The organism is Geodermatophilus bullaregiensis (assembly GCF_016907675.1).
Taxonomy (GTDB): Bacteria; Actinomycetota; Actinomycetes; order Mycobacteriales; family Geodermatophilaceae; genus Geodermatophilus; species Geodermatophilus bullaregiensis.
Window position 1 is genome coordinate 798,880 of record NZ_JAFBCJ010000001.1, and the last position, 25,743, is coordinate 824,622.

23 protein-coding genes and 1 riboswitch are annotated in these 25,743 nt (G+C 75.6%); of the genes, 10 read left to right on the plus strand and 13 right to left on the minus strand.

The window, feature by feature from the left end; genetic code table 11:
- The first annotated feature begins 89 nt into the window (after positions 1–89).
- The 4 genes from JOD57_RS03665 (at position 90) to JOD57_RS03680 (ending at position 3,391) form a co-directional block, all read left to right on the plus strand.
- A complete protein-coding gene (locus tag JOD57_RS03665) occupies positions 90–1,139 on the plus strand; it encodes a transglycosylase domain-containing protein (RefSeq protein ID WP_239568102.1) in 1,050 nt (349 codons plus the stop codon).
- A gap of 171 nt (positions 1,140–1,310) precedes the next feature.
- Positions 1,311–1,637 carry a DMT family transporter gene (locus JOD57_RS26065; RefSeq protein ID WP_204690653.1) on the plus strand — a complete coding sequence of 109 codons (327 nt, stop codon included), beginning with the start codon at positions 1,311–1,313 and terminating at the stop codon, positions 1,635–1,637.
- On the plus strand, positions 1,637–2,206 hold the full coding sequence (locus JOD57_RS03675) for a TetR/AcrR family transcriptional regulator (RefSeq protein WP_204690654.1): 570 nt from the start codon (positions 1,637–1,639) through the stop codon (positions 2,204–2,206). The genes JOD57_RS26065 and JOD57_RS03675 overlap by 1 nt, the downstream gene beginning before the upstream one ends.
- Positions 2,207–2,638: 432 nt before the next feature.
- On the plus strand, positions 2,639–3,391 hold the full coding sequence (locus JOD57_RS03680) for a GAF and ANTAR domain-containing protein (RefSeq protein WP_204690655.1): 753 nt from the start codon (positions 2,639–2,641) through the stop codon (positions 3,389–3,391).
- Between the two features lie 27 nt (positions 3,392–3,418).
- Here the strand turns inward: JOD57_RS03680 and JOD57_RS03685 are convergent, their stop codons facing one another.
- Positions 3,419–4,399, minus strand: coding sequence for an anti-sigma factor RsbA family regulatory protein (locus JOD57_RS03685; protein WP_307824439.1), 981 nt, complete (start codon positions 4,397–4,399; stop codon positions 3,419–3,421).
- Positions 4,400–4,591: 192 nt separating this feature from the next.
- Here JOD57_RS03685 and JOD57_RS03690 point away from each other — a divergent pair, with 192 nt between their 5' ends.
- Positions 4,592–6,520, plus strand: a complete 1,929-nt coding sequence (locus JOD57_RS03690) for a GAF domain-containing SpoIIE family protein phosphatase (protein ID WP_204690656.1) — start codon at positions 4,592–4,594, stop codon at positions 6,518–6,520.
- Positions 6,521–6,557: 37 nt separating this feature from the next.
- Here the strand turns inward: JOD57_RS03690 and JOD57_RS03695 are convergent, their stop codons facing one another.
- Positions 6,558–6,941 carry a hypothetical protein gene (locus tag JOD57_RS03695; RefSeq protein ID WP_239568105.1) on the minus strand — a complete coding sequence of 128 codons (384 nt, stop codon included), beginning with the start codon at positions 6,939–6,941 and terminating at the stop codon, positions 6,558–6,560.
- A 356-nt stretch (positions 6,942–7,297) separates the two neighbouring features.
- Positions 7,298–7,458: riboswitch (cyclic di-AMP (ydaO/yuaA leader) on the plus strand.
- 1 nt (position 7,459) lies between these two features.
- Between JOD57_RS03695 and JOD57_RS26070 the strand changes: the two genes are divergently transcribed.
- Positions 7,460–8,671, plus strand: coding sequence for a LysM peptidoglycan-binding domain-containing protein (locus JOD57_RS26070; protein ID WP_204690657.1), 1,212 nt, complete (start codon positions 7,460–7,462; stop codon positions 8,669–8,671).
- 67 nt (positions 8,672–8,738) lie between these two features.
- Here JOD57_RS26070 and JOD57_RS26670 read toward each other — a convergent pair whose 3' ends face one another.
- The 5 genes from JOD57_RS26670 to JOD57_RS03725 form a co-directional block, all read right to left on the minus strand.
- The gene (locus JOD57_RS26670; protein ID WP_204690658.1) at positions 8,739–8,945 is read right to left on the minus strand and encodes a CstA-like transporter-associated (seleno)protein; all 207 of its coding nucleotides are present in this window, start codon (positions 8,943–8,945) and stop codon (positions 8,739–8,741) included.
- The gene (locus JOD57_RS03710) at positions 8,942–11,179 is read right to left on the minus strand and encodes a carbon starvation CstA family protein (protein ID WP_204690659.1); all 2,238 of its coding nucleotides are present in this window, start codon (positions 11,177–11,179) and stop codon (positions 8,942–8,944) included. Before JOD57_RS03710 ends, JOD57_RS26670 begins: the two co-directional genes overlap by 4 nt.
- Before the next feature lie 149 nt (positions 11,180–11,328).
- Positions 11,329–12,453, minus strand: a complete 1,125-nt coding sequence (locus tag JOD57_RS03715; protein WP_204690660.1) for a 5-methyltetrahydropteroyltriglutamate--homocysteine S-methyltransferase — start codon at positions 12,451–12,453, stop codon at positions 11,329–11,331.
- Positions 12,446–13,009 (minus strand): DUF1353 domain-containing protein, encoded by a 564-nt coding sequence (locus JOD57_RS03720; protein WP_204690661.1) that lies wholly within the window; start codon positions 13,007–13,009, stop codon positions 12,446–12,448. The genes JOD57_RS03715 and JOD57_RS03720 overlap by 8 nt, the downstream gene beginning before the upstream one ends.
- Before the next feature lie 37 nt (positions 13,010–13,046).
- On the minus strand, positions 13,047–13,892 hold the full coding sequence (locus JOD57_RS03725) for an SDR family oxidoreductase (protein ID WP_204690662.1): 846 nt from the start codon (positions 13,890–13,892) through the stop codon (positions 13,047–13,049).
- A gap of 76 nt (positions 13,893–13,968) precedes the next feature.
- Here JOD57_RS03725 and JOD57_RS03730 point away from each other — a divergent pair, with 76 nt between their 5' ends.
- The gene (locus JOD57_RS03730) at positions 13,969–14,979 is read left to right on the plus strand and encodes an iron-containing redox enzyme family protein (RefSeq protein ID WP_204690663.1); all 1,011 of its coding nucleotides are present in this window, start codon (positions 13,969–13,971) and stop codon (positions 14,977–14,979) included.
- A gap of 101 nt (positions 14,980–15,080) precedes the next feature.
- Positions 15,081–16,634: a methyl-accepting chemotaxis protein gene (locus tag JOD57_RS03735; protein WP_204690664.1), complete on the plus strand. Its 1,554-nt coding sequence runs from the start codon at positions 15,081–15,083 to the stop codon at positions 16,632–16,634.
- 33 nt (positions 16,635–16,667) lie between these two features.
- Here JOD57_RS03735 and JOD57_RS03740 read toward each other — a convergent pair whose 3' ends face one another.
- The 5 genes from JOD57_RS03740 to JOD57_RS03760 form a co-directional block, all read right to left on the minus strand.
- On the minus strand, positions 16,668–16,979 hold the full coding sequence (locus JOD57_RS03740) for a CDGSH iron-sulfur domain-containing protein (protein WP_204690665.1): 312 nt from the start codon (positions 16,977–16,979) through the stop codon (positions 16,668–16,670).
- Between the two features lie 42 nt (positions 16,980–17,021).
- Complete coding sequence (locus tag JOD57_RS03745; RefSeq protein WP_204690666.1) at positions 17,022–20,114, minus strand: bifunctional [glutamine synthetase] adenylyltransferase/[glutamine synthetase]-adenylyl-L-tyrosine phosphorylase; 3,093 nt, start codon at positions 20,112–20,114, stop codon at positions 17,022–17,024.
- Positions 20,115–20,118: 4 nt separating this feature from the next.
- Entirely contained in the window at positions 20,119–20,856 is a 738-nt protein-coding gene (locus JOD57_RS03750; protein ID WP_204690667.1) for a type 1 glutamine amidotransferase, read from the minus strand.
- Positions 20,857–20,985: 129 nt separating this feature from the next.
- Positions 20,986–22,326 carry a glutamine synthetase family protein gene (locus tag JOD57_RS03755; RefSeq protein WP_204690668.1) on the minus strand — a complete coding sequence of 447 codons (1,341 nt, stop codon included), beginning with the start codon at positions 22,324–22,326 and terminating at the stop codon, positions 20,986–20,988.
- 137 nt (positions 22,327–22,463) lie between these two features.
- Complete coding sequence (locus tag JOD57_RS03760) at positions 22,464–22,916, minus strand: MarR family winged helix-turn-helix transcriptional regulator (RefSeq protein ID WP_204690669.1); 453 nt, start codon at positions 22,914–22,916, stop codon at positions 22,464–22,466.
- 102 nt (positions 22,917–23,018) lie between these two features.
- On the opposite strand from JOD57_RS03760, the gene JOD57_RS03765 reads away from it, so the two are divergent.
- Positions 23,019–24,053, plus strand: a complete 1,035-nt coding sequence (locus JOD57_RS03765) for a universal stress protein (protein ID WP_204690670.1) — start codon at positions 23,019–23,021, stop codon at positions 24,051–24,053.
- A 334-nt stretch (positions 24,054–24,387) separates the two neighbouring features.
- Entirely contained in the window at positions 24,388–25,269 is an 882-nt protein-coding gene (locus JOD57_RS03770) for a slipin family protein (RefSeq protein WP_307824440.1), read from the plus strand.
- Here the strand turns inward: JOD57_RS03770 and JOD57_RS03775 are convergent.
- Positions 25,259–25,678, minus strand: a complete 420-nt coding sequence (locus tag JOD57_RS03775) for a DUF4345 family protein (RefSeq protein ID WP_204690671.1) — start codon at positions 25,676–25,678, stop codon at positions 25,259–25,261. The genes JOD57_RS03770 and JOD57_RS03775 overlap by 11 nt on opposite strands.
- Between the last annotated feature and the right edge of the window lie 65 nt (positions 25,679–25,743).

Below are 25,743 nucleotides of genomic sequence, written 5' to 3' on the forward strand. Positions count from 1 at the left end.
GAACGCGCCGACCGCGCGCCGGCCCGTCGACGAGCACCCCCGCCGTACCCTGGGGACCCGGTCCGTCGGTCCCGGGAGGACAGCACCGCATGCCCTTCGCGCCGCGTCGCCGCCCGCCCGGCGACTCCCCGCCCGAGCAGCAGTGGACCGACCGGTCGCCCGCCCGGAGCACGTCGCGGCCGGCGGCCGACGACGACGGGCTCCGGCACCACGAGGACCCGTGGGCTGCTCCCCCGCCCACCCCTGGGACCCCTCCTCCGCAGGCGCCGCACCGCCCGGACACCCGGTGGCGTGGGGACGACGTCCCGCCCCCGGACGTCCCGGAGCGCCGGGGACGTCGCCGGCTGCGCCGCGCGGGCCGCATCCTGGTCGTCGCCTTCCTGCTGCAGGCGCTGCTCCTGCTGTCCCTGCGCTGGATCGACCCGCCGACGACGGCGTTCATGCTGGCCAACGACCAGGGCGCCATCCAGCAGTCGGTCCCGGTCGAGCACGTGTCGCGCAACTTCCTCGCCGCCGTCATCGCACACGAGGACCAGCCGCTCCCCTACCGCGACGGCGCCTTCACCTGGGACGAGCTCTCCGGCCGCGCCGAGGCACACCTGCGCGGCGAGGAGGACCCGTCCGGGTCGACCATCCCCCAGCAGGTGGCGAAGAACCTCTTCCTCAACCAGGAGATGAGCGCCTGGCGCAAGGCGGTCGAGGCCGGCCTGGCGGTGGAGCTGGCGCTGGTGCTCGACGACCGTCGCATGCTCGAGCTGTACGTCAACCACGCGCAGCTCGGTCCGCGGGTCTACGGCATCTGCTCGGCCAGCTGGTACTACTTCGACACCCCGCCGTCCACGCTGACCGTCGACCAGGCCGTGCAGCTGGTCGGCCTGCTGCCCTCACCGGGACACGTCCAGCGGGCGCCCGGCGGCGGGCTGGACTTCCAGGTGGACGACGGCCTCGGCTGGCTGTCGCGCTCGCACGTGGTCAACGCGCAGAACCGGGTCCCGCGGCACATCGCGGCGCAGGGCTTCCAGCCGGTCGAGGACGCCGGGATCGAGGGACTCGCCCAGGACCAGCCGGACACCGACGACGACTGCTCGGAGAGGCCCGAGGAGGTCGCCGAGCTCATCGCCGAGGAGGGCGGGCGGTGAGCACCCTGCGCCGGTGAGGCCCCGGCCGCGCAGCTGATCACGGCGGCCGGCAGCGCCGGTGGTCGCAGTCCGGTCGGGACACCGGCGTCTCCCGCCATCGCCGACACGGGTACGACCGTCTCATTCTTCTGGTACGGTCGTACTGGTCGTCACTCGTGTGGGAGGTGGGACGTGGCCTGGGCCCTCGTCGTCGTCGCCGGGCTCTTCGAGACCGCCTTCGCGGTGTCGTTGAAGCAGTCGGAGAACTTCACCCGCCTGTGGTGGACGGTCTCCTTCATCGCCTGCGCCGCGGCCAGCTTCGCGCTCCTGTCCCTGGCGCTGAAGACACTCCCGGTCGGGACGGCCTACGCGGTGTGGACCGGGATCGGCGCCGGCGGCACGGCCGTCGTCGGGATGTTCTTCCTCGGCGACCCGGTCACGACCGTGCGGATCGTGGCGATCCTGCTCATCCTCGGCGGGGTGCTCGCGCTGCAGCTCGCACCGTCCGCCGCGCACTGATGACCGGGCTGACGGCCAAGGGCCGGGCCCGCCGCGCCGCGATCGTCGAGACGGCCGCACGGCTGGTGCTGACCGACGGGCCCGACGCGCTGTCCCACCGCGCCGTCGCCTCCGCGTCGGGGCTCCCGCTGGCCGCGACCACCTACTACTTCGACAGCCTCGACGACCTGCGGACCGCGGCCGTCGAGCAGGTGGTCCGGGCCGAGGTCGCGGAGGCCGAGCAGGCGGTCGCCGCCCTCCCCCGGAGGGCGCGCTCGGCCGCCGCCACGGCCAGGCTCGTCGCCGACGTCGTCCTGGGTCCGGGGCGGCACGGCGACGAGGAGCTCCACTCGCTCTACGAGCGGTTCCTCGCCTGCGGGAGACACCCTGCCCTGCGCCCCGTCCTCCGGAGCGCCCGCGCCCGGATCGACGCCGCGCTGACGGAGACGCTGGACCGGTGCGGCCACGCCGGCGCGGACGTGACCACGCTGGTCGCGCTCGTCGACGGGTCGGTGGTCTCCGCACTCGTCGAGGGAGACGGCTCGGCGCGCCGGCGCGCGGAGGAGGCGGTCACCGCGGCACTGAGCTGACCGCGCCGGTCCGCCGGTCCCGTCCCGCCCGGTCGGTGCAGCCGCCGGCGGCCCGGCGGCTGGCTGTCGAACCGCCGGACCTGGGCGCGCCGGGCTGCCGGCGGCTCACCGCGCCGTGCCCGTTCTGTGCCCCGATCACCGGGGTCCCACGCGCGGTGGTGCACGCGGTCTGCACCCGCCCGAGCCGGTCGCCGCTCGGGACACGACGCGGCCGCGGCGCCGCGGGCCTGCTGCTGCAGCCGCACCGGCGTGCACGGACCGCCCGACGGACCGCTCCCGGGCAGGGCCGGCGGGTACGGTGGCGGTGACGCCGCACCAACGGCTCCTGGCGGGTCACGGCGACCCGGCGGACCGCGGGCCGCTCCAGGGCGGGCCCACTCCGGGGGTCGAGCACCACCGTCGACCGGCCGGACCCGACGGATCGGACCCGCCATGAGCGCCGATCAGCGACCGTCCGGCCTCCTCGACGTCAACGCCGCCCTCGCGGAACTCGGTCGGCTGTCCTACACGGACACGTCGATGGACGCGATGCTGCAGCGGATCGCCGAGCTGTCCAAGCAGGTGATCCCCGGCGTCGCCGAGGCCTCGGTCAGCCTCGTGGCCAACGACAAGGCCCTCACCGCGGCCTTCACCGGCCGGCTCGCGCTCGACCTCGACGAGTCCCAGTACGGCCGCGGCTACGGCCCCTGCCTGGAGGCCGCCGTCGGCGAGGAGGTCCGGGAGATCACCGACGCCCGGGAGGAGACGCGCTGGGCCGACTACGCCGAGGCCTGCGTGGCACGGGGCGCCCTCAGCTCGGTGTCCGTGCCGGTGCCGGTGCGGGCGGGCATCCACGGGGCGCTGAACCTCTACGCGGTCGGGCCGGCGGCGTTCGACGACGCCGCCAAGGAGACCGCCCGGGCCTTCGCCTCCTACGCGGCCGTGGCGGTGCACAACGTGCAGCTCTACGAGAGCACCCGCGAGCTGGCCGAGAACCTGGACGCCGCCATGCGGACCCGGGCGGTCATCGAACAGGCCAAGGGCGTCCTGATGAGCCAGCGCCGCTGCGACGCCACGGAGGCCTTCGCCCTGCTCGCGGGCGCCTCGCAGCGGTCCAACCGGAAGCTGCGGGACATCGCACAGGCGATCGTCGACGGCGTCAGTGGCGGCCACGGGCGAGGCGCTGGGGGATCGCCGCCCGCGTGAGCCACCCGGCGCGGGTGCCCTCCGTGGTCAGGCCCACCGGGTGGACAGCCGCACGCTGCTGCCCCGCTCGTCGCGGCGGATGGCGACGTGGTCGCACAGCTGGCGGGCCAGCCACAGGCCCATGCCGCCGTGGGAGAGGTCCTCGCCGTGCGCCGGTCCGTAGCCGGCGTACGGGTCGTCGGGACCCGGCCCGGAGTCGCGGATGGTGCAGACCACCCGGCCCGGCGCCGTCCACAGCCGCAACCCGGCGGGTGACCTCCCGTGCCGGACGGCGTTGGTCACCATCTCGTCCACGGCCATGAGGAAGTCCTCGAGGACGTCGGCCGGCCCGTCGACGGTGCCGAGGTGCGCCCGGACGGCGTGCCGCAGACCGGGGAAGTCGGCGACGTCGTCGTCGGCCAGCGCCGGCGGCGTCGTCTCCAGCGGCTCGTCGGGCACCGGCAGGGCGCGCAGGTAGGCGGCCGGGTCGACGTAGTCGGGGTTGGCGACCAGTCCGTCCGCGGCGAGCAGTCGCGGGTGGGTCTGCCGGGCGGTGGCCACGAGCGGCTCGGGCAGCCGGGAGTTGAACAGGCAGAGCCCCCACAGCGGCAAGGGAGCGAAGGCGGTGTTGAGGACCGCCTCGTAGGCCTGCCACTCCCGCCAGTCGGCGGCCGTGGTGCCGAAGTCCACCTCCCCGACGACGCGGACGCGCCGTCCGGGGGCGGCGTGCTCGGTGGCGAAGCGGCGGATCGTCGCGATCGCCGTGGGCGTGCGGGACCGGTACAGGCCGTGCCGGTCGACGACCATCACGCGCGGGTCGTCGCCGGTGGCCTCGCGCAGCGGACCGGTGGTCTCCGGAGCGGTGGCGATGACGGCGGCGTCCCCGGCGGCCAGGCCGTCCCGGAGCCAGGTGGCCGCGACCGCGGCCACCTGCTCGACGGTGTCGTAGAGCAGGGCATCGTGCACCAGGCCCGGCGCCGCAGCACCGGCCTCGTCGTGCCCGCCGTCGGCGGTGTCGTGCAGGTGCACGCGTGCTCCCCCGTCGTGGTCACCGGTCTGCCGGCCGTGGACCGAGCCGTCGTCGTCACCGTACGGTCGGGTTTCAGTACCCGTCCCGGCCCGGACTACGCCAGAGGTGGCCACCGGCCGAGAGTGGCCATCTGGGGGGGACGTCCGGGCGGCGCCGGGGTCGCCCACCACCGCCCCGTGCAGGATGGGGGCGTGAGTGCCCGCGACGCCCGTGACGGTGGACCTGCCACGGGTCGCGACCTCGCAGCGGACCCGGGGCGGCTGGCCGCGGTGCGCCTGACCCAGCTGCTCGACGCCGGGGCGGAGGAGTCCTTCGACCGGCTCACACGGATCGCGCAGCGGCTGACCGGCGCACCGCTGGCCTTCATGACCGTGGTGGACGACGCCCGCTCCTACTGGCTGAGCAGCCAGGGCCTGCCGCCCGGGAGCCCCACGGAGAACGCGGTCGAGCAGTCCTTCTGCCAGTACGTGCTCGACGGGGAGCCGCTGGCCCTGGCCGACGTCACCACCGACGAACGCACCGCCGGCAACCCGTCGATCACCGGCATGGGCGTGCGGGCGTGGGCCGGCTTCCCCGTCCGGCTGCCCGACGGGCAAGTCCTGGGCAGCTTCTGCGTCGTCGACACCACGGTGCACCGGTGGACGGCCGAGGACGTCCAGCTGCTCGACGAGCTGGCCGCGATCGCCTCCCGCGAGGTCGCCCTCCGCCTCGCCACCCTCGAGGCCGAGCAGGCCAGGGCCACCGCGCGGGCCGAGGCGCAGCGGGCCGGTCTGCTGGCCCGCATCAGCGACCTGCTCACCGCCGACCTCGCCCCGGGCCACCTGTGGCAGGCCGTGGTCGCCCTCGCCGTCCCCGACCTCGGCGACTTCGCCTACGTGTGCACCGTCGGCCGCGACGGCGGCCTCGTGCCGGTGGCCTCCCAGCACCGCGACCCGGCGGAGCTGCCGACCCTGCGCGGGTGGATCGACCGCGCCGGCCGCCGCGTCGGTGAGGCCACCGGCCCGGGGCACGTCGCGGTCACCGGGCAGGTGGAGCTGATCGACCTGCCGGAGGCGGCGGGCCTGACCGCCGCCCAGCAGGACGCGGTCCGCCTGCTGGACGTGCGCAGCGCACTCGTCGCGCCGGTGATCCGCCGCGGGGAGGTGGTCGCCGTCCTCACCATCGGCCGCCTGCGGGGCGCGCCGCCCTACGGCGAGCGGGAGCGCGAGCTGGTCGCGACGCTCATGACCCGCGCGGGCATGGTGGTGGAGACCGCGCGGGTCGCCTCCTTCGAGAGGGCCGTGTCGGAGACCATGCAGCGCGCGCTGCTGCCGCCGCTGCTCCCCCAGCCCGACCACCTGCAGCTGGCCTCCCGCTACCTGCCCGCGGAGGACGCGCAGCTGGTCGGCGGGGACTGGTACGACGCCTACCTCGACGCCGCGCGCACCACCAGCCTGGTCATCGGCGACGTCGCCGGGCACGACATCACGGCCGCGGCCACGATGGGGCAGCTGCGCACCATGCTGCGGATGGCCGGCCACACCGGGACGGCCGGTCCGGCCGACGTCCTCACCGCGGTCGACGTCGCCAGCGACACCCTCGGGCACCACGTGTTCGCCACCGCGCTGGTCGCGCGGGTCCAGCGGTTCCACGCCGACCGCCCCGCCGTCGACCGCTCGATCACCTGGAGCTCGGCCGGCCACCCGCCACCACTGCTGCTGCACCCGGACGGCACGGTCGACGTCCTCACCGACCGCGTGGGCCTGCCCCTCGGGGTCGACCCGCACCGGCCCCGCCCCGAGCACCACCTGACCCTGCCGGTGCGCTCGACCCTGCTGCTCTACACGGACGGGCTGCTGGAGCAGCACGAGCCCGCTCCCGGCCCGGCTCCGGGCCCGTCCGCCCGGTCCGGCGGCGGGCCGGCACGCTCGGCCGTCCGCGACCTCGACACCGGCATGGCGCGGCTGACCGCGCTGCTCGCCGAGAGCACCGACCTCGACCTCGAGGGCTTGTGCGACCGCATCGTCACCACGCTGATCCCCGAGGGCGGGCCGGCCGACGACGTCGCCCTGATCGCCATCCGCCCCTACTCCGAGGAGCAGCCGCGCCCGGCGCACGCCGGACCCAACGTGCCGACCTGAGCGCCGGCACCACCGGGGTGCCGGCGCCGCGAGCGCGTCAGGCGGCGTCGTCCTCCAGCGCAGCGGTTCCGAAGGCCGGGGAGTCGAGGGCGGCGTCGAACGCGGCGGCCTCGTCCTCGAGGCCGACCATGACCTCGTTGGTCTGCAGCGTCACCAGCCAGGCCAGCGCGTGGTCCTCGACCGGCCGGGCGGAGACCTGCGCGATGGCGTCGAGCTGGGCGGCGACCAGCCCGCGGGCGGCCTGGTAGACGTCGGCGGCGCTCACCGCGACCTGCTGCTCGGCCAGCCAGAGCCGGCCGTCGGCCAGCACGCGGACCTCGGTCTGGCTGCCGACGCCGAGGTCGGCGGCGGCACTGGTCAGGACGGACATGCCGGCGCGCAGCTCGGTCAGGCGGCGGCTCGGGTCGTGGGACGACGGCATGGGCACTCCTCGGACGGGCCCGCAGGCCTCGGGAACGTGCTCTCAGAGTCGGCACCGCGCCCGCCCGCCCTGACCCCTGCTGGGGCGCCGGGGCACCCCTGGGGCGCGCGGGACGAAGCGTTCCCGGAGCGACCCGGACAGGCGGCGCGCGGCAGGGCCTCCCGCCGACGCGGACGTGGCCTGCGCCACGGACCCGGGCACCGACGGGCCGCTGACCAGTCACGCCGCACCGCCGGCGGCACCCGGGGACCGGGTGTGACCGGCGTCACGGCGACAAGTGCCATAACGGAACGTAGCTTCTTGGCTGCGCTCAGCTAAACACGAGCGTGGCACCGGCCCGCCAAACCCTGCCCACCGGCTGCCTCCCACCGATCCCCAGGGCAGGGGTGGGGGACCCAGGTCCACGGCGCGGCAGGGCTCTGACGCCTGCGCGCCTCGGGGTGAAGCCGCGTTCCGCGGCCGGGCACCGATCGCCCGAACCCGACAGCTCACCTCGCCGGCGGTGATCGGAGACCACCATGCCCAAGCACCGCGCACCCCGCTACGTCCGCACCAAGAAGGTCCTCGCCAAGGCCCCGGTCGCAGCCGGCGCCACCGCCGTCGGTCTCGGCGTCCTCGGCTCCCCGGCGGCGGCCGCCGCCACCACCCACGACTGGACCGGCGTCGCCCAGTGCGAGTCGGGCGGGAACTGGAGCACCAACACCGGCAACGGCTACTACGGCGGGCTGCAGTTCAGCCAGGCGACCTGGGCCGGCTACGGGGGCACCGCCCTCGCACCCCGCGCCGACCTGGCCACCCCCGCCGAGCAGGTCGCCATCGCCGAGAACGTCCTCGCCGGGCAGGGCATCGGCGCCTGGCCCACGTGCGGGACGCGCCTGACCGAGGGCACCACCCCGGCCGCCGCCGGGACGGCCGCGCCCGCGGCCGAGCAGCCGGCCGCCCCGGCGACCGCCGCCGGGCAGTCGGCCGAGACCCCGGCGACCGGCCAGGACGACGACGACGACCGCGGCGACCGGTACGACCGCGGCACCTGGGACGGCCAGGACCGCTGGGACGACGCCGACACCTACGGCCGCCACGCCGCGGAGGGCGCCCACACGGTCGAGCGGGGCGACACCCTGCGCGAGATCGCCGCCGCCCACAGCCAGACGTGGCGCGAGCTGTACCAGCGCAACGTCGACGTCATCGGCAGCAACCCCGACCGCCTCACGCCGGGACTGGTGCTGACGACCTCCGGCGCCGAGCAGGCCGCTCCGGCGACCCGGGCCGCCGCTCCGGCCGAGGCGGCCCCCGCCGCCACGACGGCGACCATCGGCACGTCGGCCCCGTCGGCCACGACGACCCCCCTCACCCAGACGGCCGTCGCCGCCGCGCGCATCACCAACAGCGCCGGCAGCGTCCAGCCGCAGGTCCAGGCCGCCGCGGACGCCGTCGTCGCCTCCGTGCCCGGCGCCGCCTCGATCACCCTCGGCGGCACCCGCGCCAGCGCCGTCGACCCCAACGGCCACCCGTCCGGGCTGGCGCTGGACTACATGGTCCTGACCGACGCCGCCCTCGGTGACGCGATCGTCCGGTACCACGTCGACCACTGGGAGGAGCTCGGCGTGGACTACCTCATCTGGGAGCAGCAGATCCTCAGCTCCCCGACCGGCTCGTGGAAGCCGATGGAGGACCGCGGCGGCGTCACGGCCAACCACTTCGACCACGTGCACGTGAACTACACGGCCTGAGCCCCCGGGCCTCCGTGACCGCGGCCCCCTGCCCACACCCGTGGGCAGGGGGCCGCGGTCGTCCGGCTCAGCAGCAGCGGCTGACCGGGTTGCGCTCCCGCTCGTCGGCGCGGCGCCGCTCGAACTCCCGCCGGCTCAGCGGCTGGTGCCCGTGCTCGGCGCAGTGCCGCAGGTGGTCGTCCCAGCGGGCCTCGCCACTGCACTCCCGCAGGTACCACCGCACCCCGCGCCAGGTCCGGACGGCGGCCTCGCGGACGGTCCCGGCGGCGGTCACCGGGACGGACCCTCCTCCGTGAAGGTGCCGTGGCCCCGCGCACCCGCACCGACCATCCGCTCCTGCTCGGCCATCACGCGCTTCTCCTCCGCGGTGGCGAACAGCCCCGCCGGCTCCACGATGGACGACGGCACGGCCGGCTCCTCGGTGGTGGGGACCGGCCCGCCGGCCCGCAGGGCGCGGGCGATCACGACGACCGAGTTGACGACCACGACCAGGGTCAGCAGCGCGAACACCGCCTGCAGCACCCCGTTGAGCGTCGAGTTGTAGACGACCTGCTCCATCTGGTCGACGTCCTGCGCCGGTGCCAGCAGTTCGCCTCGCTCCAGGGCATCGGCGTAGAGCTGGCGCTGCGTGAAGTAGCCGACCCTCGGGTCGCCCGAGAACACCTTCTGCCAGCTCGCCGTCATCGTGACGGTGAGGTCCCAGGCCAGCGGGATGGCGGTGACCCAGGCGTAGCGCACCTTCCCGTGCTTGATCAGCAGCACCGTCACCAGGGTCAGCGCGATCGCGGCCAGCAGCTGGTTGGCGATGCCGAACAGCGGGAAGAGCTGGTTGACGCCGCCGAGGGGGTCGGTCACCCCGACGTAGAGGATGTAGCCCCACAGCCCGACCACCACCGCACTGGCCATGATGTTCGCGGGCCGCCACGACAGGTCACCGAAGCGCTTCCAGACGTTGCCGATCGTGTCCTGGAGCATGAACCGCCCGACCCGGGTGCCGGCGTCGACGGCGGTCAGGATGAACAGCGCCTCGAACATGATGGCGAAGTGGTACCAGAAGGCCGCCATCCCGGTGCCGAACGCCTGGGACAGGATGTTGGCGATGCCCACGGCCAGGGTCGGCGCACCGCCGGTGCGCGAGATCAGGCTCGGTTCCTGCACCGCCGCCGAGGCCGCGGCGAGATCCTCCGCCGAGGTGGGGAACCCGAGCCCGGTGACGTAGGCCGCCGCCGTCTCCGGGGTGCCGCCCGTCACACCGGCCGGGGCGTTCATCGCGAAGTACAGACCCTGGTCGATGACGACGGCGGCGATGAGCGCGCTGATGGCGACGAAGGACTCCATCAACATGCCGCCGTAGCCGATCAGGCGGACCTGGCTCTCCTTGGCCACCATCTTCGGCGTCGTCCCGGACGAGATCAGCGCGTGGAAGCCGGACAGTGCGCCGCAGGCGATGGTGATGAACACGAACGGGAACAGCGACCCGGCGAAGACCGGGCCGGTCCCCTCCCGGGCGAAGTCGGTCACCGCCTCGGCCTGCAGCACCGGCCGGGCGAGCAGCAGACCGATGGCGAGCAGCACGATCACGCCGACCTTCATGAACGTCGACAGGTAGTCGCGGGGGGTGAGCAGCAGCCACACCGGCAGCACGGAGGCGACGAACCCGTAGACGACGAGGGCGAGGACCAGCCACTCCTTCGACAGCGTCAGCGTCTCGGCCAGTCCCATCTGCTCGACGTAGCCGCCGCCGATGACCGCCGCCAGCAGGAGGACGACGCCGATGGCGGTGGCCTCCAACACCCGTCCCGGACGGATCGTGCGCAGGTAGACACCCATGAAGAGGGCGATGGGGATGGTCAGGGCGATGGAGAACACGCCCCACGGCGACTCGGCGAGCGCGTTGACGACGATGAGCGCGAGCACCGCCAGGATGATGATCATGATGGCGAAGACGGCGATGAGCGCCGCGATGCCGCCCACGATCCCGATCTCCTCGCGGACCATCTGGCCGAGGCTCTTCCCGTTGCGGCGCATCGAGAAGAACATGACGACCATGTCCTGGACGGCGCCGGCGAAGATGACGCCGACGACGATCCAGATGGTCCCCGGCAGGTAACCCATCTGCGCGGCGAGCACCGGGCCGACGAGCGGTCCGGCGCCGGCGATCGCGGCGAAGTGGTGCCCGAAGAGGACCCGCCGGTCGGTCACGTCGAAGTCGATGCCGTTGTGCAGCCGCTCCGCCGGTGTGGCCCGCCGGTCGTCGACCCTGAGCACCCGGTAGGCGATGAACCGGGAGTAGAAGCGGTAGGCGATCGCGTACGAGCAGAGTGCGGCGAACAGGATCCACAGCGCCGAGACCGTCTCGCCGCGGGACAGCGCGAGCACCGTCCAGGCGACGGCGCCGACGACGGCCACCACCGTCCAGACGAGGACGCTCTTCAGCGTCGGGCGACGGCGGCCGGTCGGGCCCGGAGGCTGCCCGCCGGTGTCCGGTGTTCTGACGGTGGTGGACACGGGCGCCCTCCCTGCGTGCGAGGACAGCGCCCGGGACGACGCTGTCCTGGTGGACGCAGGGAGCATGCCAAAGCCCCCGGCCGCAGCGCCCGGCAGGGAGCCCGTTCGTGACCGGGCCGTGACCGCCGGCGGCCCCTCCGGGGGTTCCCTCAGCCCCAGACCTCCTGGGCGGTCTCGACCACCAGCGCCAGCTTGGCGACCTGCTCGTCGCGGGTGAGCGCGTTGCCCTCGACGGTCGAGGAGAACCCGCACTGCGGCGAGAGCGCGAGCTGCTCGAGCGGCACGTACCGCGCGGCCTCGTCGATGCGCCGCTTGAGGTCGTCCTTGCTCTCCAGCTCCGGCCGCTTCGTCGTCACCAGGCCCAGGACGACCCGCTTGCCCGGCGGCACGAAGCGCAGCGGCTCGAAGCCACCGGAGCGGGCGTCGTCGTACTCGAGGAAGAACCCGTCGACCTCCAGGCCGCCGAACAGCGCCTCGGCGACGAAGTCGTAACCGCCCTCGGCCACCCAGGAGGAGCGGAAGTTGCCCCGGCACATGTGCGTGGTGACCGTGAGGCTCTCCGGGCGGCCGGCCAGCGCGGCGTTGATCTGGCGGATGTAGCGCTCGTGCTGGTGCTCGGCGTCGCGGCCCTGCGCGGCCAGCTCCGCGCGCTGGGCCGGGTCGTTGAGGTAGGCCAGGCTGGTGTCGTCGAGCTGCAGGTACCGGCAGCCCATCGCGGCGACGCCGCGCACCTGCGCGGCGTAGGCGGCCGACAGCGCGTCCCAGAAGGCGTCCTCGTCGGGGTAGACGGCCGGGTCGATCGCCGCGGCACCGCCGCGGTAGTGGACCATCGACGGCGAGGGGATGGTCAGCTTCGCCGTCTGCCCCTCCCCCACCACCGACTGCAGGTACGCCAGGTCGGGGCCGAAGATCGGCTCCCCGATCGACAGCGGTCCGTCCACGTGCAGTCCGGCCGGGGTGAAGTCGATCGTCCCGTCGGCGTTCCTGAAGTGGACGACGATGTCCTGGCCGGTCACCTTGCTGATGCCGTCGATGGCGTAGATGAAGTCCATGTGCCACGAGGCGCGGCGGAACTCGCCGTCGGTGGCGGTGCGCAGGCCGACGTCGCCCTGCAGCCGGACGACGTCGGCGATCGCGGCGTCCTCGATCCCGCGCAGCTCGGCGTCGTCGATCTCCCCGGCGGCGTGCCGGTCGCGCGCCTCGAGCAGCGCGGGCGGGCGCAGCAGGCTGCCGACGTGGTCGGCGCGGAAGGGCGGGCCGGAGGCGTCAGTCATGTCCGGCAGCCTCGTCGTCCGGCGGGCGTCGCGCAGCCCGTGACCAGGGCCGTCCCCAGTCCGCCCCGGACACCAGCCGCTCGGCGGCGGCGTAGACCAGCAGCCCGGGCACCAGCACCACCGACGGCAGCACCAGCGGCGCGGCCAGCAGCGAGACGGCCAGCACGCCGGGCGCGCTGATCCACCAGCCGGGCCGCCGCTCGGCGTCGGCGAGGGCACCCCAGCGGACGCCGGTCCACATCAGCCAGCGCAGCAGGACGGGCACGCCGGCCTCGCGCATGACCCGCCGGAAGATCCCGTCGGCCTGCCGCGAGGTCACCGCGCGGGTGCGGATGCCCACGGTGCACAGCCAGTCGTGCAGCACCGCCGCGAGCGTGTAGCGGCCCGACCGGGGGACCAGCCACAGCACCGGCCGCGGCACGGTGGCCAGGTCGGTGCGGAAGCCCGCGGGGACGACGAAGCGGTCGCGCTCGCCGACGTAGGACAGCGGCTCGACCAGCGTCCAGCCGTCGGCGCCGGCGGTGCGCAGGACCGCCGACGGTGGGTCGAAGGGCACGCCGGGATCCTCCTGTCCGCCGCCGGTCCGCGCGCGGTCAGCCGGTGCGCTCCGCCACCATGCGCGCCGAGACCGCCCGGATGCGGTCGGTCTGCCGCGACACCACGAGGTCGAGCACCCGGTTGACCGGGAACACCTCGCCGAGCCGGGCCAGGCCCATGACGCGCGGGACCGCCACCGACCGCGACCAGTACGACGTCAGGCACCCGGTGACCGCCGCGGCCACCCGCTCGGCCGCGATGCCGGGGGTGAGGCGGCCGCGGGCGTCGGCGTCGGTGGCCGGTGGGGAGCCGTGGCCGCGGGCCATCCACTCGGTGGCCACCGGCCCCGGCATGACGGTGTGCACGCGGACGCCGCGCGCGGTCACCTCGCGCCGCAGCCCGGAGACGAAGCCCTGCACCCCGGCCTTGGTGGCCGAGTAGACCGTCAGCGGCGGCACCTGGGACAGCCCGGCCGACGAGCTGACCACGAGCACGTCGCCGCGCCCGCTCCCGGCCGCCTGGCGCAGCAGGTGCGGCAGCGCCAGGCGGGTCAGCTCGACGACGCCGGTGAGGTTGGTGGCCACCATCCGCTCCACGGCCTCACCGGGGGTGTCCTCGACCAGCGCCGCGTGGGCCAGCCCGGCGTTGAGGACGACGGCGTCGAGGCGGCCGTGGGCCTCCACCGCCCGCCGCACCAGCAGCTCGCGGTCGGTGCGGTCGGCGACGTCGGCGACCACCGGCGTGACGCCGGGCAGGCCGGCCACCGCCTCGGCCAGCCGGCCGCCGTCCCGGGCGCAGGTGACCACCCGCGCGCCGGCGCCGGCGAGGCGGGCCACGGTGGCGCGGCCGATGCCGGCGCTGCCGCCGGTGACGAGGACGACGCGGTCGCGGAGGTCTGCCATGGGCGCCCCTTACCCGGCGCGGCATCACATCGTGCACGGTGCATCAGAAGTGCCGGCACGGGGCATGGCCCCGGGCATGCGTCTGCCCGAGCCCCGGGGCCCCCTGAGCGCGGCCCTCCGCGACGACCTCCTCGCCGGTGCCGTCTCCCCCGCCACCGTCGACCTGGCCGCCCGCACGGCGGAGACCACCGCCGACCCCCTGCGCGACGACGACCTGCAGCTCGCGCTCGCGGTCTGCTACGAGCTGCACTACCGGGGGTTCGACGACGTCGACGACGCGCTCGAGTGGGATCCCGCCCTGCTCGCGCTGCGCGCGCACCTCGAGCGGCTGCACACCGCCGCCCTGCAGGAGCTGACCGGTCCCCTGACCCCGACGGACGAGCCGATCGACGCCCAGCTGACCGCGCTGATCGCGGCCGACGACGGCCCGTCGCTGTCGCGGCACATGGCCCGGCACGGCACCGCCGAGCAGTGGCGCGAGTACCTGACGCTGCGGTCGGTCTACCACCTCAAGGAGGGTGATCCGCACACCTTCGCCATCCCGCGGCTGCACGGCCGGGCCAAGGCGGCGATGGTGGAGATCCAGGCCGACGAGTACGGCGGCGGTGCCCCCGGGCGCATGCACAGCGAGCTGTTCGCCGGGATGATGCGCGACCTCGGCCTGGACGCCACCTACGGCGCCCTGTGGGACGACGCCCCCGCCGTCGCCTTCACGTCGGTGAACACCATGTCGCTGTTCGGCCTGCACCGGCGCTGGCGCGCCGCGGCGCTGGGCCACCTGGCCTGCGTGGAGATGACCTCGTCGGAGCCCAGCCGCCGCTACTCCGCGGGGCTGCGCCGCCTCGGGCACGACGAGTCCACGACCGTCTTCTACGACGAGCACGTGGAGGCCGACGCCGTCCACGAGCAGATCGCCTCGGTGGACATGTGCGGCTCGCTGGTGTCCGAGGACCCCGCGCTGACCGCGGACGTGCTCTTCGGCGCCGCCTGCTCGCTGGCCCTCGACGGGCTGGCCGCCGGCCACCTGCTGGGCGAGTGGGAGGCGGGGCGCTCCGCCCTGCGGGGCACCGCGCCGCTCGCCGCCTGAGGGACGACGTCCCGACTGCAGTTCGGTCGTGCGCTGCCGAAGAACCGGAGTGCAGGACCGTCGGCGGGACGCCGCCGGTCCCCGACGACCGGAGGATCCCCATGTGGCGGCGCACCGACCAGGCTCCCGTGAGCGCGGTGGCGCCCCCGCCGATGCCGCGCGACATCGAGACCCTCGAGGCGGTGGTCGCCGCCCTCGACGCGGGGGTGCGCACGCCGCTGGACGCCCACGTGGCGGTGGTGCGCACGATCACCGAGGCCTGCGGCCTGCACTACGGCGCCGTGTGGGCACCCACGGGGAGCGGCTCGTTCACCCTCGCCTTCGAGACCGGGCCCCTGGCGGCCTCGGCCGGCGCCGGCTGGCCGGGCGCCGACCGGCTCCCCGAGGCGACCGGCGGCAAGGCGGTGCGCGAGCGGCGCGCCGTCCACCTCCAGAGCGCACCCGCGGCCCGCGGTGCCGACCCGCGCTGGCAGGCGGCGTGGGCGGCCGGCGTCCGGGAGGGGTGCTTCATCCCCGCGGTCGACGACGGGGTGGTCACCGCGGTCGTCGAGTACCACTCGACCCGGCAGCTGCCGTTCTTCGGCTCCCGGACCGAGAAGTGGGAGTCCATCCACCGGCTGTTCGCCTCGATGCGTGCGGCCGCGCTGGCGACGGCGGCGCAGCGCGAGACCGTCGACGACCGGCAGGCGGTCACCACCGTGGTCAAGCGGCTGGGCGAGGCGACCGACGAGGCCTCGGTCCTGCGGACCGCGCTGGAGACCGTGCGCACCGCCTTCGGCTGGGCCTACGGCTCGTTCTGGGCGCTCGACGAGGCCGAGGGCGTGCTGCGCTTCCGGACCGAGTCGGGCTCGGCGGGCGAGGAGTTCCGGCGGGTGACGCTGGCCGCCAGCTTCGCCGAGGGCGTCGGCCTGTCCGGCCGGGCCTGGCGCCAGCGCGACCTGGTGTTCGTGCGCGACCTCGCCGAGGTGACCGACTGCGTGCGCGCCCCCGCCGCCCAGCGGGCCGGCGTCCGGTCCGGGGTCTGCTTCCCGGTCGCCGCCGGCGGCCAGGTGGTCGGCACGATGGACTTCTTCGTCACCGAGACCATCGACCTGTCCGACTCGCGGGCCTCGGCGCTGCGCAACGTGGCCCAGCTGGTCTCCCAGCGGCTGGAGGGCCTGCGCCGGGCCGAGGCCGACGCGCAGCGCTCGCGCGAGCTGCTCGACAGCGTCACCCGGCTGCGCGAGGCGGCGTCGGCGGCCGGTCAGGTGGCCGACAACGCCGTCGCCCAGGCGTCCACGATGACCTCCGAGGTGGCGGCGCTCAGCGAGGCGTCGACGGCGATCGGCGAGGTCATCCGGATCATCTCCGGCATCGCGGACCAGACCAACCTGCTCGCGCTCAACGCCACCATCGAGGCCGCGCGGGCCGGTGAGGCCGGCCGCGGGTTCGCCGTCGTCGCCAGCGAGGTGAAGGACCTCGCCCGCGAGACCGCCGCGGCCACCCAGCGGGTGTCGGACCAGATCGCCGGCATCCAGGCCAGCAGCGAGCAGGTCACCGCCGGCATCCACGCCACCAGCGAGGTGATCGGCCGGCTCGACGCCGTCCAGGCGCGGATCAACGATGTCCTGGAGGAGCAGGTCCGGATGGCCCGCTCCATCGACGCCCGGACCTGAGGGAGGACCCCGTCCCCCGCTGCGGGGCCGACGTCAGGCCGGGGGGTCGCCCTGCCGGCGGATCGCCGCGGCCGGGCGCGGCCGGCTCGGCGCGCTCGGCGCGGAGAAGCCCGAGCGCTTGTGGGTGCCGTCGCAGAACGGCTTGATGCCGGACTTGCCGCAGCGGCACAGCGCCACCGTCCTGCGCCCGGGGTCGATCTCGGTGCCGTCCTGGTCGACCAGCCGGAAGTCGCCGCGCACGATCAGCGGCCCGTCGCGGTAGGGCGTGATGGTGGCGGCGCCGTCGGCCGCCGGGTCGGTCGGCGTCTCGTCGGTCGGGTCGTCGGCGGGCAGGGCTGGGCTCACTCCCCCAGCGTGCCCCGTCCGCGCGACCCGCACACGCGGCCGTCAGCCGGCGGGCCGGCCGTAGAAGACCTGCTCGACCACCGTCCGGGCGTGCCGGGTGGTGCGCCGGTAGTCGTCGAGGAACTGCCCGGGGTCGACGTCGGGGCCGGCGCCGCTGGCCCGGGCCACGCCGGCCAGCTCCACGCCCGGCCGGGGCAGCTGGTCGCTGGGCCGGCCCCGGACCAGGAAGACCGCGTTGCGCGCCCGGGTGGCCAGCTCCCACGCCTCGCGCAGCGCCTCGGCCTGCTCGGTCGCCAGCAGCCCGTGCGCGGACAGCTCGGCCAGCACGTCGACGGTGGAGGGCCGGCGCAGCGCGGGCACGTCGGCCGCGTGCTGGAGCTGCAGGAGCTGGACGGTCCACTCGACGTCGGCCAGTCCGCCGCGGCCGAGCTTGGTGTGGGTGGCGGGGTCGGCGCCGCGGGGCAGCCGCTCGCGCTCGACCCGCGCCTTGATGCGGCGGATCTCGGCGACCTGCGCGTCGGTGAGGCCGCCGGCCGGATAGCGGATCTGGTCGACCATCTCGACGAAGTCCGCGCCCAGCCCGGGACTGCCGGCCACCGGCGTCGCCCGCAGCAGCGCCTGCACCTCCCACACCGACACCCAGCGCTCGTAGTACTCGCGGAAGGCGTCGAGGCTGCGCACCAGCGCGCCCTGCCGGCCCTCGGGCCGCAGGTCGGCGTCGACCTCGAAGGCGGGGTCGGGGGCCGGCTCGCCGAGCAGCCGGCGCAGCGTGTGCGCGACGGCGTTGGCCGCCTGCCCCGCCCGCCCCTCCTCCGCGCCGGCGCGCGCCCGGTGGACGAACAGCACGTCGGCGTCGGAGCCGTAGCCCATCTCGCCGCCGCCGAGCCGGCCCATGCCGATGACGGCCAGCTCCACGGGCACGTCGGCGACGGCGGTGCCGGCCTCGCGCGCCCAGGCGGAGACCGCGACGTCGAGACCGGCCTGCAGCGTGGCGACGGCGACGTCGGTGAGCGCCTGCCCCACCCGGACGACGTCGAGGCGGCCGAGCAGGTCGGCCGCGGCGATCCGCAGCAGCTCGGTGCGGCGCAGGGCGCGCAGCACGCGGATGCCGGCCTGCGGGTCCGGCGCCCGCCCGGCGGCCGACCGCCACGCGCCGGCCAGGGCCTCGGCGCCGCGCGGCTCGAGCTCGTCGTCGTCGGCGAGGATCCGCAGCGCCTCGGGGGTGCGGGTCAGCAGCGCGGTCACGTACTGGCTGGAGCCGAGCAGCCGGGCCAGCCGCTCGGCCACCTGCCCCTCGTCGCGCAGCAGCCGCAGGTACCACTGGTTGCCGCCGAGGGCCTCGCTCACCTGCCGGTAGGCCAGCAGCCCCGCGTCGGGGTCGGCGCAGTCGGCGAGGGTCTGCAGCACCACCGGCAGCAGGTACTTCTGCATCGACGCCGACCGCGACAGCCCGCCGGACAGCGCCGCCATGTGCCGCAGCGCGCCGTCGGGGTCGGCGAAGCCGAGCGCGCGCAGCCAGTCGCCGGCCGCCTTGCTGCCCAGCGAGGCGGCCTCCGGCGGCACCTTGGCCACGGCCGACAGCAGCGGCCGGTAGAAGAGCTTCTCGTGCAGCCGGCGCACCTCGCGGGTGTGCAGCGCGAGCTCGGCGCGCAGCACGTCGACGGCTCCCCCGCGGGAGTCGGGCTTGTAGCCCAGCGAGCGGGCCAGCCAGCGCAGCTGCTGCTCGTCGGTGGGCAGCAGGTGGGTGCGCCGCAGCCGCAGCAGCTGCAGCCGGTGCTCCACGGTGCGCAGGAAGCGGTAGGAGGCGATGAGCGTGGCGCCGTCGTCGCGGCCGACGTAGCCGCCGCCGACCAGCGCGCCCAGCGCCGGCAGCGTGCCGCCGACGCGCAGCCGCACGTCGACCCGGCCGTGCACCAGCTGCAGCAGCTGGACGGCGAACTCGACGTCGCGCAGCCCGCCGCGGCCGAGCTTGAGCTCCCGCTCGGCCTGCGCGGGCGGGATGTTCTCCTCCACGCGGCGGCGCATGGCCTGCACCTCGCCGACGAAGCCGGGCCGCTCGCCGGCCTGCCACACCAGCGGGAACAGCTCGTCGACGTAGGCCCGGCCGAGGTCGGGGTCGCCGGCGACCGGCCGCATCTTGAGCAGCGCCTGGAACTCCCAGGTGCTGGCCCACTGCCGGTAGTAGGCGGCGTGGTTGGCCAGCGTGCGCACCAGCGCGCCGGCCCTGCCCTCGGGCCGCAGCGCCGCGTCGACCTCCCACGCGGCCTCCCGGCAGATGCGCATGAGCGCGGCGGCCACGCGGGTGGCGCTCTGCACCGCGGGGGCCTCGGGGTCGCTCGGGTCGACCGGCTCGGCGACGAAGACGACGTCGACGTCGCTGATGTAGTTCAGCTCGCGGCCGCCGCACTTGCCCAGGCCGATCACCGACAGCCGGCAGGGGGCGGCGCTCCCGGGCTGCTCGGCGACGGCGATCGCCAGCCCGGCGGTGAGCACCGCGGCGGCGACGTCGGCGAGCTCCCCGGCGACGTCCTCGGCCGACAGGCCCTCGCCGAGGTCGCGGCCGGCCAGCGACAGGACGGCGCGGCGGTAGGCCAGCCGCAGTGCCGCCACCCGCTGCGGCGAGGCGTCGGGCGCGGCCTTGCCCAGCCGGACGCCCCACGGCGGGTCGTCGGGGTCGGCGCCGACGGCCACCAGCATCTGCCGCTCCAGCGACTGCGCGGTGGGCCGCACGGGGCCGCGGCCCTCGGAGTCGAGGACGGTCCAGTCGCCGGGGTGGGCGGCGAGGTGGTCGGCCAGGCCCGCGCTGGCGCCCAGCACGGCCAGCAGCCGGCCGCGCAGCGCCCCCGAGCCGCGCAGCCGCGCCAGCAGCGCGGCGGCCGAGGCGCCGGTGGGATCGGCGGCGTCGAGCGCCTCGACCAGGCGGGACAGCGAGCGGACGGCGAGGTCGGGGTCGCCGGCGCGGGCCAGCGCGGAGACGACCGGGGCGGCCTCGGGGTCGGCGGGCTCGTTGCGGTCGAGGTCCCACAGCCCCAGCACCGGGTCCGACAGCAGCAGGGCCGCCTTCTCGGCGTCGAGGAAGCCGAAGCGGGCCAGCCGCACCCGCGCCCGGTAGGGCACCTCCCGGGTCCCGGTCACGGCCTCAGACCCGCGTCGTGCGGGCAGCGCGCACGAGGTCGGCGAAGCGCCCGGCGAACGGCGCCCAGACCTCCTCGACGTCGGGGTGCACCGCGGCGGCGCGCTCGGCGACGGTGGCGGCGTCGAACGGGGTGGCGGCGACGCCCACCGGGTCGTCCTGCGCCCAGCGGCGGACGACGTCGGGGCTGGTCTCGACGTGGAACTGCAGCGCGTAGCAGGCGCGGCCGACTCGGAAGGCCTGGTGGACGTACAGCGGGCTGCTGGCCAGCAGGGTGGCGCCCGGCGGCAGCTGGGAGATCTCGTCGTGGTGCCACTGGACGACGTCCGGGCTCAGCGGGACCGGGGCGAACAGCGGGTCGCGCTCGGCGGCGTCGCGACGGGCCACCAGCGCGGCGCCGACCTCGGGCCCCTCGCTGCCGACCCGCACCCGCCCGCCGCCGGCCTGCGCCATCAGCTGGGCACCGAGGCAGACGGCCAGGGTCGGCGCGTCGTCGGCCAGCGCCCGGGCGAGCAGCGCCCGCACCGGGCCCAGCCCGCTGGTGGCGTTGTCGTCCAGGCTCGACTGGGGGCCGCCCGTCACCAGCAGGCCGTCGTGGTCGGCGAGGTCGGCGGGGACGGCGTCGCCGGCGTCGAGGTGCCGCTCGTCGAGCTCGAGGCCGGCCGCCGTCAGCCACTCCCCCAGCCGGGCGGGCGGCGCGGTGTCGCTCGGGACGACGACGAGCAGGCGGGGGCGGTCCGGCACGTGTCCGAGCCTAGTTCCGCCTCGCCAGCCGGTCCGGCACGACCGCACCGGGGGTGTTCCTCGTGCGCCGCGGGTCCGGCAGCACCCGCAGCGCACGAGGAACGCCCGCGGAGCGGCGCGTCGGCTCCCTCAGAGCCCGGGCAGGTAGCGCTTGAGCTCGAAGGGCGTCACGTTCTGCCGGTAGGAGTTGAACTCCTCCCACTTGTTGCGCAGGAAGAACTCGAAGACGTGCTCGCCCAGCGTCTCGGCCACCAGCTCGCTGCCCTGCATCGCGGTCAGCGCCTCGCCGAGGGACACCGGCAGGTCCTCGTAGCCGGCGGCGCGGCGTTCGGTGTCGGTGAGCGACCAGACGTCGTCCTCGGCCTCCGGCGGCAGCTCGTAGCCCTTCTCGATGCCGCGCAGCCCGGCGGCCAGCAGGACGGCGAAGGTGAGGTAGGGGTTGCACGCGGAGTCGGGGGAGCGCACCTCGACCCGCGCCGACTGGCCCTTGTTCGGCTTGTACGACGGCAGCCGCACCAGCGCCGAGCGGTTGGCCCGGCCCCAGGTGGCCGCCGTCGGCGCCTCGGTGCCGGCCAGCAGCCGCCGGTAGGAGTTGACCGTCTGGTTGGTGACGGCGGTGTACTCGCGGGCGTGGGTGAGCAGCCCGGCGACGAACTGGCGGCCGGTCGCCGACAGCCTCGAGGGGTCCGACGCGTCGTGGAAGGCGTTGCGGTCGCCCTCGAACAGCGAGACGTGGGTGTGCATCGCCGAGCCGGCCAGCTCGGTGAACGGCTTGGGCATGAAGGTGGCGTGCACGTCCTGGGCGAGCGCGACCTCCCGGACGACGTGCCGCAGCGTCATCACGTTGTCGGCCATCGACAGCGCGTCGGCGTAGCGCAGGTCGATCTCCTGCTGGCCGGGCGCCACCTCGTGGTGGCTGAACTCCACCGAGATGCCCATCGCCTCGAGCGCGAAGACCGCCTCGCGGCGGAAGTCGTGCGCCACGTTGTGCGTCGACAGGTCGAAGTAGCCGCCGGTGTCGGCCGGCTCCGGCGGGCGGCCGTCGGTGGGCAGGTCCTTGAGCAGGAAGAACTCGACCTCGGGGTGGGTGTAGAAGGTGAACCCCATCTCGGCGGCCTTCGACAGCGCCCGGCGCAGCACGTGCCGCGGATCGGCCCACGACGGCGACCCGTCCGGCAGCGTGATGTCGCAGAACATCCGCGCGGTGTCGCTGCTCCGCCCCTTGCTCGACGGCATCACCTGGAAGGTGGCGGGGTCGGGCTTGGCGAGCATGTCCGACTCGTAGACGCGCGCGAAGCCCTCGATCGCCGAGCCGTCGAAGCCGATGCCCTCGGCGAAGGCCGCCTCGATCTCCGCCGGTGCGACGGCGACCGCCTTGAGGTAGCCCGAGACGTCGGTGAACCACAGCCGCACGAAGCGGATGTCGCGTTCCTCGAGGGTGCGCAGGACGAACTCCTGCTGTCGGTCCATGCTGGCCATGATCGGGTCCGCTCGTTTCCGGGGTGTGACGTCGCTGCACAGCCTGCCCGGTCGCCGCGCCGGGCACACGGTCCGGCGGCGCTGTGTCGCCCCGGGATCCTCGGCCGGTGTCGCCCGGCGGACCCCCGTCAGACCTCGGAGTCGGCCGCGACCGGCCCTCCCCAGTCCGGCGGCGTCAGCGCCGTGTCGAGACGGCGCAGCTCCTCCCGGTGCAGGGCGCTGAGCCGTCCGAGGATCCGCTCGCCCTCCGTGGTCAGCAGGATCCGGACGGAGCGGGCGTCGTCGGGGTTCGCCGCCCGCGCGACGAGGTCCTGCCCCTGCGCGCGGTCGACCAGCTCGACCACGCTGTGGTGGCGCAGCTGCAGCCGCTCGGCCAGCTCGCGGACCGTGGCCCACTCGCGGCCGGGGAAGCCCTTCAGCGCCAGCAGGAGCTGGTACTGCTGCGGCGTCAGCCCGTGCCGGCGCACGGTCTCCTCGCTGAAGCGCAGGTAGCGGCGGATGCCGAAGCGGAACTCGGCGAGCGCCTCGAACTCCCGCTTGGTCAACGGCGGACCGGCCGGCGCGTCGTCCTCCGGGGCCACGGGCCCATTCGACCACGGATGCGCCGCGCGAGAAGCGGGTCCACGGCGTGAGTATCGCGTTACGATGCAGCTGCCGGTGCGGACCGCCCCGAGGAGGCGCTCGTGCTCAGTGACCCGGACCGCCGGACCCTGCGGGAGCTGGAGTCCGCACTGCTGTCGGACCCGGCCTTCACCCGCGCCGTCCTGCCCGTCGCGCGCCGACTCCAGCGGCTGTCGGCCCCCGTCGTCGTCGGCGTCACCGCCGGCGGCGGGTCGGACCCGGCCCTGGAGTGGGCGGTCGCGGAGGCGGCCGGGCAGCGGCGCCCGTTGCGGATCGTGCACGCCTTCTCCGCGCCGGTGGTGCTCGATCCGCTCGGCTTCGTCCCCACGGTCGACAGCCTGCCCACGCAGCAGGCGGCGGCCGCACGGCTCGTGGACGGCGCCCTGGCGCGGGTGCGCGCGATCGCCGCGGACGTCGACGTCTCCGCCTGCATCATCCGGGGCTCGCCGCGCCGGGTCCTCCTCCGCGAGAGCCGGGGTGCCTCCCTGCTCGTCCTGGGTTCCCGACGGCGCGCGGGCCGGCGGCCGGGCGTCCAGCGCCTCCTGCACGGCTCGTTGACGCTGCAGGTCACGGCCGGCGCCGACTGCCCCGTCGCGGTGGTGCAGCCGTCCGGGGCCGTCGCCCGGGACGCGGTCCCGCCGGGGGTCGTCGTGGGCGTCGACGGCATGCGGCACTCCGACGCCGCCACCGGCTTCGCCTTCCGGGTCGCCTCCCGGCGGGGCCTCGGCGTCACCGCCGTCCACGCGTGGTCGGCGGACTGCCCGGCCGACCTGGAGGCGGTGACCGCCCCCCTCGTCACCACCGAGGCCGCGGCACACGCGCTCGTCGACGGCGCCGTCGCGCGGTGGCGGGAGCGGTACCCGCACGTCCCGGTCACCACCGAGGTGGTCCGCCGCGACCCGGCCGCCGCCCTCATCGCCGGCTCCGCGGGCGCCGCGCTCGTCGTCGTCGGCTCGCGGGGCCGGCGGGCGGGGCTGGGCGCGGTGTTCGGCTCGGTGAGCCGTGCCGTGGTGGACGGGGCCCTGGGCCCGGTCGCGGTGGTGCACCGCCGGACCGAGCCGTCCCCGCCGGAGGCCCACCGGTGGGCCAGCAGGTAGTCCCGCAGCACCACCGCGCTGTCGTGCTCCGCGGTGCAGCGCCGGCGGAACTCCTCCCAGCGCTCGGGGTCGTGGCCGGCCCACGGCGCAGCTCCGTGCTCGGCGCGACGTCGCGCACCCACCCGTCGAGCCCGAGGTCCTCGCGGCGGACGCCGCGTGGCACAGGCGCTCCACGAGGAACCGCCGCCCCCGGGCAGGGACGCGCGGTCGTGCACCCGCGCCCCGTGGACGGCGCCCACCCGGACCTCCGCAGGTCGCGAGGGAGGAGCCGGGACCGGGTCCCGCCTGCGGGAGTCCACCGGCCGCACCACCCGGCGCCGGGCACGTCGTCCCCGTGCCCGCACCGACCGCACCCGACGGGACGACGGAGGCCCAGATGGACGTCATCCTCGTGGTCCTGGCGATCGTGCTCGCCGGGCTGCTGGTCCTGGTGGGGGCGAGCGTCCGCGTCGTCACCCAGTTCGAGCGGGGCGTGGTGCTCCGCTTCGGGCGGCTGCGCGGTGACCCGCGGACGCCGGGGCTCACGCTGATCGCCCCGGTCGCCGACCGCATGCACAAGGTGAGCATGCAGGTCGTGACCATGCCGGTCCCGGCCCAGGACGGGATCACCCGGGACAACGTGACCGTCACGGTCGACGCGGTCGTCTACTACCGGGTGTTCGACCCGGTGCGGGTCGTCGTCGACGTGCAGAACTACCAGGCGGCGATCGCCCAGGTCGCCCAGGCGTCGCTGCGGTCGATCATCGGCAAGAGCGACCTCGACGACCTGCTCTCCAACCGCGAGCGGCTCAACCAGGGCCTGGAGCTGATGCTGGACAGCCCCGCCGTCGACTGGGGCGTGCACATCGACCGCGTCGACATCAAGGACGTCGCGCTGCCCGAGTCCATGAAGCGGTCGATCTCCCGCCAGGCCGAGGCCGAGCGCGAGCGCCGGTCACGGGTGATCACCGCCGAGGGCGAACTGCAGGCGTCGGAGAAGCTCGCCCAGGCCGCCGAGGTGATGGCCGCACACCCCGCCGCGCTGCAGCTGCGGCTGCTGCAGACCGTCGTCGAGGTCGCCGCCGAGAAGAACTCGACGCTGGTCCTGCCGTTCCCGGTGGAGCTCCTCCGCTTCCTCGAGCGGGCGACGCCGCCGGAGACGGACGCCGGGACCCCGGCCGCGGCCGACGGGCTGCCCACCCCGCGCACGACGACCCCGCCGGTGGTCACGGGCTGACCCTCGTCCGGCCGAGGCGTTCAGGAGGAGCAGCCCCGGCCCGCCGAGCTGCCCGCAGCGCCACGGCCAACGCCGTCTCCAGCGTCAGGAAGGCGCCGGTCGGCCAGGCAGTGAGCCGGCGCTCGGCCACGCACCCGGCGAGCCGGGCCGCGGCCATGCCGGCGCTCGCGAGGCCCACCGTCCGCAGGACCGCGTCGTCGCCGGGTCCGGAGCCGGACGCCGCGGCGAGGGACGCCGCGAAGGCCAGCGGGATGCCCGCGTAGACCGCCCGGATCTCCGTCCGCGCGTCCGGCGTGCGCGCTGCACCGCCGAAGACGGCCGGCACCCGGGTGGGTGCGAGGGCGGCGACCAGGCCGATGGCCGCGTAGGTCCCTGCCGCGGACCGGCGCAGGCTGGAGCGGAGGGTCATCGGGCGCATGCCGGACCGTGCGTGACCACGCGGACAGGGTCCCGTCTGGCCGGGGACCACGCACG

What these genes read in the sequence shown, in the direction of transcription:
- JOD57_RS03695 (WP_239568105.1), bottom strand. Translation starts at nt 6,941, where the DNA reads ATGCCGTCGTCCCACGACCCGAGCCGCCGCCTGACCGAGCTGCGCGCC.
- JOD57_RS26070 (WP_204690657.1), top strand. Translation starts at nt 7,460, where the DNA reads ATGCCCAAGCACCGCGCACCCCGCTACGTCCGCACCAAGAAGGTCCTC.
- JOD57_RS03775 (WP_204690671.1), bottom strand. Translation starts at nt 25,678, where the DNA reads ATGACCCTCCGCTCCAGCCTGCGCCGGTCCGCGGCAGGGACCTACGCG.
- JOD57_RS03725 (WP_204690662.1), bottom strand. Translation starts at nt 13,892, where the DNA reads ATGGCAGACCTCCGCGACCGCGTCGTCCTCGTCACCGGCGGCAGCGCC.
- JOD57_RS03675 (WP_204690654.1), top strand. Translation starts at nt 1,637, where the DNA reads ATGACCGGGCTGACGGCCAAGGGCCGGGCCCGCCGCGCCGCGATCGTC.
- JOD57_RS03715 (WP_204690660.1), bottom strand. Translation starts at nt 12,453, where the DNA reads ATGACTGACGCCTCCGGCCCGCCCTTCCGCGCCGACCACGTCGGCAGC.
- JOD57_RS03755 (WP_204690668.1), bottom strand. Translation starts at nt 22,326, where the DNA reads ATGGACCGACAGCAGGAGTTCGTCCTGCGCACCCTCGAGGAACGCGAC.
- JOD57_RS03665 (WP_239568102.1), top strand. Translation starts at nt 90, where the DNA reads ATGCCCTTCGCGCCGCGTCGCCGCCCGCCCGGCGACTCCCCGCCCGAG.
- JOD57_RS03730 (WP_204690663.1), top strand. Translation starts at nt 13,969, where the DNA reads ATGCGTCTGCCCGAGCCCCGGGGCCCCCTGAGCGCGGCCCTCCGCGAC.
- JOD57_RS03735 (WP_204690664.1), top strand. Translation starts at nt 15,081, where the DNA reads ATGTGGCGGCGCACCGACCAGGCTCCCGTGAGCGCGGTGGCGCCCCCG.
- JOD57_RS03680 (WP_204690655.1), top strand. Translation starts at nt 2,639, where the DNA reads ATGAGCGCCGATCAGCGACCGTCCGGCCTCCTCGACGTCAACGCCGCC.